Origin of the sequence: Legionella parisiensis (genome assembly GCF_001467945.1) — a bacterium.
GTDB classification, from domain to species: domain Bacteria; phylum Pseudomonadota; class Gammaproteobacteria; order Legionellales; family Legionellaceae; genus Legionella; species Legionella parisiensis.
Genome location: NZ_LNYQ01000013.1, coordinates 316,472 through 324,173, shown reverse-complemented (window position 1 = coordinate 324,173; position 7,702 = coordinate 316,472). Strand labels below are relative to the sequence as shown.

Sequence of the window (7,702 nt, the reverse complement as noted above, 5' to 3'; positions counted from 1 at the left end):
GTCTCTAAAGTGCCCACACAGTTTGTCTTCTCTCATTCTTAATGAACCCGCCCCGAAGGCGTGCTGCGTATTCTACTGATTTCGCTTGGTATGTCAAATACTTTTTTCATTTTTTTTAAAAAAATGATGACACTCTGATTATTGTAAGCGCAGCTTGGCAATTCTACGCTTGCCAACTTGTATTATATAGGTTTGGCCTGTAGGTAATACAAGACCCGCGTCCTCAACCTTATCACCATTTATCTTAACCGCTCCTTGTTTTACTAAGCGAATTGCTTCTGAAGTACTTTGAGTTAAATTCATGTGCTTCAATAGCTGAACTACAGAAAGTGGTTCGTCCATAGTTAAAATCTGCTCTTCCAAATCTTCAGGAATAATACCTTTCTGAAAGCGCTCTATGAACTCTTTATGGGCTTGTTCTGCTTGTGCTTGATCATGAAAACGAGCTACGATTTCTTTAGCAAAATCAATTTTTATATCTCTAGGATTTGCTCCCTGAATTAAAGATTGTTTTAAAATCTGAATTTCTTTCCCTGTTTTAAAACTAAGTAAATCAATATAACGCCACATTAGCTCATCAGAGATTGACATAATTTTACCAAACATATCTGCGGCAGGCTCATTAATACCGATATAATTATCCAATGACTTAGACATTTTTTTCACGCCGTCCAAGCCCTCAATCAACGGGGTCATCATGACTACTTGTGGCTCAAGACCGTAATGCTTTTGTAATTCACGCCCCATTAACAAATTAAATTTCTGATCTGAACCACCAAGTTCAACATCTGCCTTGAGTGCAACAGAATCATAGCCCTGCAATAAAGGGTATAAAAATTCATGAATTGCAATTGGTTGGCCTGTAGTATAACGCTTATTAAAATCATCACGCTCTAGCATCCGTGCAACCGTATGTGTTGCCGCCAGGCGAATTAAATCCACAGCACTAAATTGTGCAAGCCATTGAGAGTTAAATACTACTTTTGTTTTAAGAGGATCTAAAATTTTAAACACTTGCTCCTGGTATGTTTTTGCATTTTCAAGAACTGTTTCTTGACTAAGAGGCAAGCGTGTTACGTTTTTTCCAGTTGGATCACCGATCATTGCGGTAAAATCACCAATCAAAAAAATGACCTCATGTCCATATTGTTGAAATTGTCTTAGCTTGTTAAGTAATACAGTATGCCCCAAATGCAGATCAGGTGCAGTTGGGTCAAAACCTGCTTTTATTTTTAAAGAAGTTCCTTTTTGTAATTTTTTTTCCAATTCTTGCTGCGGAAGTACCTCCTCACAGCCTCTTACTAGCTCGGAACATACTGACTCTTCGAGTATCATGACATCAAAACCTTTATAAATGATTGACCTATCTTCTCACACCGAGTATCTTAGCCCGGTTGGCAATTTCCTGCCATACCTAAAAAGGTGATTTAAGATAATTTGTCAGCCGAAATTTAATAAATGCACAAAATAGCATGATTCCGGGTGGCAATGTATAGGCAAACGATGGATAAGAAACCTTATATATATATCGAAAAACGAAAAACGAATAAAAATAAAAAATCTAAGCCATCTAAGGTATTAATGGGTTTTGCTTTGGCTATTGCCTTTTCGCTTCCCTATTTCCTTGTAAAAAAATTCTCTCATAATCCTTACCAAGGGCCCACAACCCAATCCATTACGCTGCCTGATCTGGATGAGGATGGATCTCAGGAATATCAAGATGAGGCATATCAAGAAGGTACGTATCCAACTGAAGAGGAACATGTTTCTGAAGAGTCTCCGTCAGAACTTACTGAAGAAACAGCCAAGACAGTTGCAGAAAACGTGATTAATACAGTAAAACCCGTCAAAAAAATCGTTAAGGACAATGAATGGCAAACCATTAGACCCAGATCAGGTGATTCGATGGCTACCATTTTTAAACGTCTTGGATTATCAGCGCAAAATCTACATTTAGTTATGCAAAAAAATCCTTATGCAAAAGCACTTACTGCAATAAAGCCAAGCCAGGAATTGAAGTTTTTAATTAATAAAAATAAGTTAGAGAAATTAGTCATCCCGATGAACAATATACAAACACTGACCGTTTATAGGGATGGAGCAGTTTATAAAACTAAAATTGATTCCAAAAAAGTAAAAACCCAAGAGCGTTATATTAGTGGTGTGGTTAAGGGGTCTTTATACACTACAGCCCAAAATTTAGGAATCCCCAGAAAATTAATTCAACAAATGACTACGATTTTACGCAAGGAAATCGATTTTTCACGTTCCGTTCGAAGCGGTGATCGTTTCTCTATCGCTTATGATACGTTGTACGTGGAAGACAAAATGGTAGGTATCGGAGATGTTGTTGCTGTAAGCTATACCAATCAAGGCAAAACAGCCCAGGCAATACGTCATATTAGTAGAAATGGTACCCGTGACTACTATACTCCTAAAGGAGAAAGCTTTAAAAAAGCTTTTTCACGCTATCCCATTAAATTTAGCCATATCAGTTCAACCTTTTCAAATTCCAGATATCACCCAATATTACATTATAAAAGAGCGCATAAAGGCATCGATCTTGCGGCCCCAATTGGTACTCCGATTCAATCAGTCGGTGATGGGACTATTGCCAATATTGGCAGGCATAATGGCTACGGTAATATGATTGAAATCAAACATGATAAAACTTATAGCACTCTTTATGGACACATGCTTCGATTCGCAAAAGGTCTATCAAAAGGCAGCAGAATAAAACGAGGTCAAGTAATTGGCTATGTAGGCCAAACAGGTCTTGCGACAGGTCCTCATTGCCATTACGAACTGCATGTTCACAATCAACCAAGGAATCCCACAACGACCTATTTGCCTACATCGTCTCCTGTTCCTGCGCGGGAAATGGCTCAGTTCAAGGCAAAAGTACGTAATATATTTGCTCGTTTAAAATCACTTGAAAAAACAGCTCTTGCCAGTGGAGACAAGGGCAAGAAGAAAACAAAAGCAGGATAACCTATATACTCATCCTCGCCCTAACGTATTTTAACAGGGGTAGAACAACTTGCAGAGCCATCATGCGTATTGAAAGTTGCTGCCTCTTGAATGTCTGATACGGAACAGATGGAAGTATATACCCCATCTCCGGTTTTACATTTGTAATTGCCACTTACTTTTATGGCTAAGAAAGGAGCATTATCAAAATTATCTGAAGATACATTGGCCGGGATGTTATAGGTGGTATGGGGTTTTTTAACCTGAACACATACGAGTTCTTCTGGGTAGGTGTTTCTTATGCTATAGGCGAATGAAGTTACTCCATATAAAATTATAGAAACTATTGTCATTACCTGCAGTTCTTTTCTCATTAAATACCTTCCTTATTAATTGTCTTATTTGGTCATTAGCATAAAAAATAATTATTGCTCACATCACTCGAATAAATAACGACAAACAATTACTGCAGCAATAACTCCAGCAAGATCTGCGAGTAAACCTGCAGGAATAGCATGTCGTGTACGCCTAATTCCTATGGAACCAAAATAAACGGCAATAACGTAAAATGTTGTTTCAGTACTTCCCATCATCGTTGCTGCAATCTTGGCAATGAGTGAATCACCGCCATATTGATGAATCAACTCCGCCATCATTCCTGTTGAAGCACTTCCTGAAAAGGGTCGAATTAATGCCAATGGTAAAACTTCTGGAGGCATGCCAATCATGGCTAGAAGCGGGGCAAGAAGATTGGCTAATAAACTAAAAAAACCCGACGCACGCAGCATACCTATAGCAACGATCATTGCAATTAAGTAGGGAACAATATTCAAAATTGTATCAAAACCTTGTTTTGCACCCACAATAAACGCATCAAACACATTAATTTTTTTTATTGCAGCATATAGAGGAATACCCACGATAAAAATTAAAAGCATCCAATTGGACAATTGATTGGCAAATCCGTTCATAGGCTGTCTTTCCTTCCAACGCGAAACGTTGGTAATTTTTCTAACTGTTTCACAGAAATAATGGCAACCAATGTAGAAATGATTGTCGCGATCATGGAACTGACTATAACACTACTGGGATTGCTGCTGCCATTTGCCGCCAGATAGGCGATAGCAGTAGCAGGAATCAATTGCACGCTCGAAGTATTAATTGCCAGAAAAGTACACATGGAGTTCGTTGCAATTTTGGCATGTTGATTTAACGCTTGCAGCTCTTTCATCGCTTGCAGCCCAAATGGGGTTGCTGCGTTAGCAAGCCCCAGCATATTGGCGGCAAGATTCAGAGTTATTGCCCCCATTGCAGGATGTTCAGTAGGAATATCAGGAAATAGTCGTTTTAAAATCGGCCTAAGCGCTTTTCCGAGTAAGTTAACCAAACCTGATTCATTCGCTATAGACATTATTCCGAGCCATAATGTCATAATTCCTGCTAAACCGAGGGCGATATCAAAACCAAGCTTGGCTGATTCAGTGACCGAACGTGCAACCTCATCAATACGTCCCTCAATCACCCCAACTATTACAGAAATCAGTATCATCCCTAGCCAAATCAGATTGAGCATTCTTGCCTCCATACTTTGGAACAGGTTAAAATAGAGTTATTTTTTGGCTTTAGATAGAGAAAACCGATGAAGTACACACTTACTCCCTTAAAACATCTGATTTTTACAACCTGTCTTCTCGTTTCTTTTCAAAGTAATGCTTTTGATTCAAATAGTACTCAAAAACAGGCTAATTCCTCAATAGAGAAACTATACCATAGTCTAAGCAGCATGCCGAATAGTTCCATGCCAGACAGAATCGATTGGATAAGCAGTCAATTTTTAGGCCTACCTTACATTCTTGGCTCCCTTGGGGAAGGCGCAACAGCGCGATATGACCAATTTCCCAGATACCGTGTAGATGGGTTCGACTGTGAGACGTATGTTGACACCGTTTTGTCTTTAGCTGTGGCAAATTCCCTTGCATCCTTTCAACAATGTATCGATAAGATACGTTATAAAAACGGAGCGGTCTCTTACTTATATCGAAATCATTTTACTGGCTTAGACTGGAATCAAAATAATCAGCGCAGCGGAATACTGAAAGACATTACGCTAAGTATTAAAGATCAAAATAATCAACCAGTAGCCAAAATTGCTGACGCGGTCATTAATAAACCCAATTGGTATGCCTTTAAAAGTCTAGAAACAATTAGATTGCAAAGCGCGGATAAAGAGAAAGAAGAGAAACGACTGACCGAATTAAAAAGAAAAGGGGCTAAATTAGAAGTCGCCACAGAGAAAGTTCCTTATCTGCCTTTCACTGCATTATTTTCTGAAAATAAACCAAATATGCATTTATTTGCACAAATTCCTCATGGCGCAATTATTGAAATCGTTAGACCAAACTGGGATCTAAGTCAAAAAATTGGCACTGCACTAAATATTTCACATTTAGGCTTTGCAATTAGAAATAATGGTCAATTGTATTTTCGCGAGGCTTCTTCAGAATATGGCAAAGTAGTTGATGTGCCGTTGATTGAGTATCTTGAGAAAGCGCAGAGCAGCCCTACCATTAAAGGCATCAATATCCAAATCGTGGTACCCAAGATTCCATTAACAGACTGTGAAATGTCTGTTTCAAATCAGACTTAATTTGGGTAAACTACAGTCAAATGCCGTCTGGAAAAAGCGGGTTCCAGGCCTAGGTTAAATTATAACGAAATCCCTGGGATTATAACCTTCCCCACGGCTATCCAAATGTTAGGAATCATTAAAATGAATTACGGATTAACGCACAAACCCACTTTATCAACTAGTGAATGCCTTGTTCTTGGTGTATTTTCTGATGCTGAGTTAGCCGATTTTGCTTTAGCTCTGGATAAGGAGCAACATGGTCTAATCAGTATGCTTATTAAGAAAACCTCCGAAGCTGGCGATATGCAATGGCATCATGATATGCATGGCAGTATATTCATCATCCAATGTGGCGAACAAGCAAAATTTACTCCTTCCCAGCTAAAAAAAAGACTAGTTGAGATTACGGGGGCATTAATTAAACACCGCATCCGAACTGCAACAGTATGTTTGCCGTTAATCACTCAATATTCTGCGGATTGGCAATTGGAGCAAATGGTTACCCGAATAGATAACCAATGCTATCAATTACTGGATTTTAAAAAGAAAAAAGCAAAACCGCATCAATTGGAAACAATAACTTTTTATTTGCCCAATGCCAGTGAAGAAGGCTTAAAATCAGGCCAAGCAATTGCAGCAGGCGTTGAATTGACCCGCAATCTGGCTAATATGCCGGCCAATATCTGTACCCCTACTTATTTAGGCGAACAAGCAATTCAGCTAGCCAAAGAATTCACACAGCACATGAGTTGTAAAGTGATGGGCCCCGATGAAATGCGCAAAATGGGTATGGAGACTTTATTAGCAGTTGCGCAAGGTTCAGCCCAGCCACCAAGACTCATAGACATCCATTACAAAGGAGCTGGTAATTTACCTCCAATCATTTTGGTGGGTAAAGGAATTACTTTTGATTCAGGTGGGCTATCCATCAAACCAGCAAATGCAATGGATGAAATGAAATATGATATGTCTGGTGCTGCCAGTGTATTAGGTACTTTAAAAGCCTGCGCTTTGTTAAAGCTTCCTATCAATGTTATAGGTTTAATCGCCAGTGCCGAAAATATGGTGAGCGGCAGCTCAGTAAAATCGGGAGATATTGTCACCAGTATGTCAGGACAAACCGTCGAAATTATTAATACCGATGCAGAAGGCCGTCTGGTTTTAGCTGATGCGCTCACTTATGCAGAACGATATCAACCCGAGTTTGTCATCGATGTCGCGACACTTACTGGTGGGATTATTGTCGCTTTAGGAACTGTAGCATCCGGTTACATGACTCAAGATGAGGAGTTAGCACAGCTAATTGAGAATGCGGCTAAAGAAAGCAATGATAGAGTCTGGCGTATGCCTTTAGATGATGAATACCAGGATGCTCTTGATAGCCCATTAGCAGATATGATCAACGCAGATTTTGATCGCACTGCAAGTAGTGTTACTGCTGCGTGTTTCCTGTCTCGCTTTACCGAAAAGTATCGTTGGGCGCATTTGGATATTGCAGGTACAGCCTGGGTTTTTGGTAAAAATCGTAATGCTACGGGTAGACCTGTTCCCTTACTTACTCAGATAATACGCCATGCCCACAATTCGCGTTGATTTTTATTTATTAGCAAGCGATCAGAGCGACGCACGTTGGCTGATCGCGTGTCGCCTTTTGGAAAAAGCTTATGCTAAAGGACATAAAGTTTATGTCTTATGCAATAATAAACAGGATGCTGAACTACTGGATGAGCTTTTATGGACCTTCAAAGAAGATAGTTTTATCCCTCATAACTTACAAGGTGAGGGACCTGAACCTCCTCCCCCAATACAAATTGGTTATGAACACGAGCCCAGAGGATTTAATGATATTTTGTTAAATCTTTCCCATTCTATTCCGTCTTTTTACACCAGATTTAAACGTATTATGGAATTAGTAATCAATGAAGAAACTGAGAAAGAACAAAGCCGCGTACATTACAGAGACTATAGAGCAAAAGGTTGTGAGTTGCATACGCATCAGATTGATATGAAATAATGCCAATTATCTGATTCAAATATCAAATTGTAGCTTGGTCTTGCGTGCAGCATAGCGAACCCCGGGATTAAGAAAATTTATTCATACCT

At 39.3% G+C, this 7,702-nt stretch carries 8 protein-coding genes; 4 read left to right on the top strand and 4 right to left on the bottom strand.

Annotation, left to right across the window (positions count from 1 at the left end):
• Positions 1-138: 138 nt before the first annotated feature.
• Complete coding sequence (gene tyrS, locus Lpar_RS07505; RefSeq protein ID WP_058517362.1) at positions 139-1,335, bottom strand: tyrosine--tRNA ligase; 1,197 nt, start codon at positions 1,333-1,335, stop codon at positions 139-141.
• Positions 1,336-1,503: 168 nt separating this feature from the next.
• Here tyrS and Lpar_RS07500 point away from each other — a divergent pair, with 168 nt between their 5' ends.
• Positions 1,504-2,991, top strand: a complete 1,488-nt coding sequence (locus Lpar_RS07500) for a M23 family metallopeptidase (protein ID WP_058517361.1) — start codon at positions 1,504-1,506, stop codon at positions 2,989-2,991.
• Between the two features lie 20 nt (positions 2,992-3,011).
• Here Lpar_RS07500 and Lpar_RS07495 read toward each other — a convergent pair whose 3' ends face one another.
• The 3 genes from Lpar_RS07495 to Lpar_RS07485 form a co-directional block, all read right to left on the bottom strand.
• On the bottom strand, positions 3,012-3,344 hold the full coding sequence (locus Lpar_RS07495) for a hypothetical protein (protein ID WP_058517360.1): 333 nt from the start codon (positions 3,342-3,344) through the stop codon (positions 3,012-3,014).
• 63 nt (positions 3,345-3,407) lie between these two features.
• On the bottom strand, positions 3,408-3,941 hold the full coding sequence (locus Lpar_RS07490) for a spore maturation protein (protein ID WP_058517359.1): 534 nt from the start codon (positions 3,939-3,941) through the stop codon (positions 3,408-3,410).
• Positions 3,938-4,543, bottom strand: a complete 606-nt coding sequence (locus Lpar_RS07485) for a nucleoside recognition domain-containing protein (RefSeq protein ID WP_058517358.1) — start codon at positions 4,541-4,543, stop codon at positions 3,938-3,940. Before Lpar_RS07485 ends, Lpar_RS07490 begins: the two co-directional genes overlap by 4 nt.
• A 66-nt stretch (positions 4,544-4,609) precedes the next feature.
• Here Lpar_RS07485 and Lpar_RS07480 point away from each other — a divergent pair, with 66 nt between their 5' ends.
• The 3 genes from Lpar_RS07480 to Lpar_RS07470 all read left to right on the top strand — a co-directional run bounded on the left by Lpar_RS07480 (position 4,610) and on the right by Lpar_RS07470 (position 7,613).
• A complete protein-coding gene (locus tag Lpar_RS07480; RefSeq protein WP_058517357.1) occupies positions 4,610-5,617 on the top strand; it encodes an N-acetylmuramoyl-L-alanine amidase-like domain-containing protein in 1,008 nt (335 codons plus the stop codon).
• 123 nt (positions 5,618-5,740) lie between these two features.
• Positions 5,741-7,192, top strand: a complete 1,452-nt coding sequence (locus Lpar_RS07475) for a leucyl aminopeptidase (RefSeq protein ID WP_058517356.1) — start codon at positions 5,741-5,743, stop codon at positions 7,190-7,192.
• Positions 7,173-7,613, top strand: a complete 441-nt coding sequence (locus Lpar_RS07470; RefSeq protein WP_058517355.1) for a DNA polymerase III subunit chi — start codon at positions 7,173-7,175, stop codon at positions 7,611-7,613. The genes Lpar_RS07475 and Lpar_RS07470 overlap by 20 nt, the downstream gene beginning before the upstream one ends.
• The last annotated feature ends 89 nt before the right edge of the window (positions 7,614-7,702 follow it).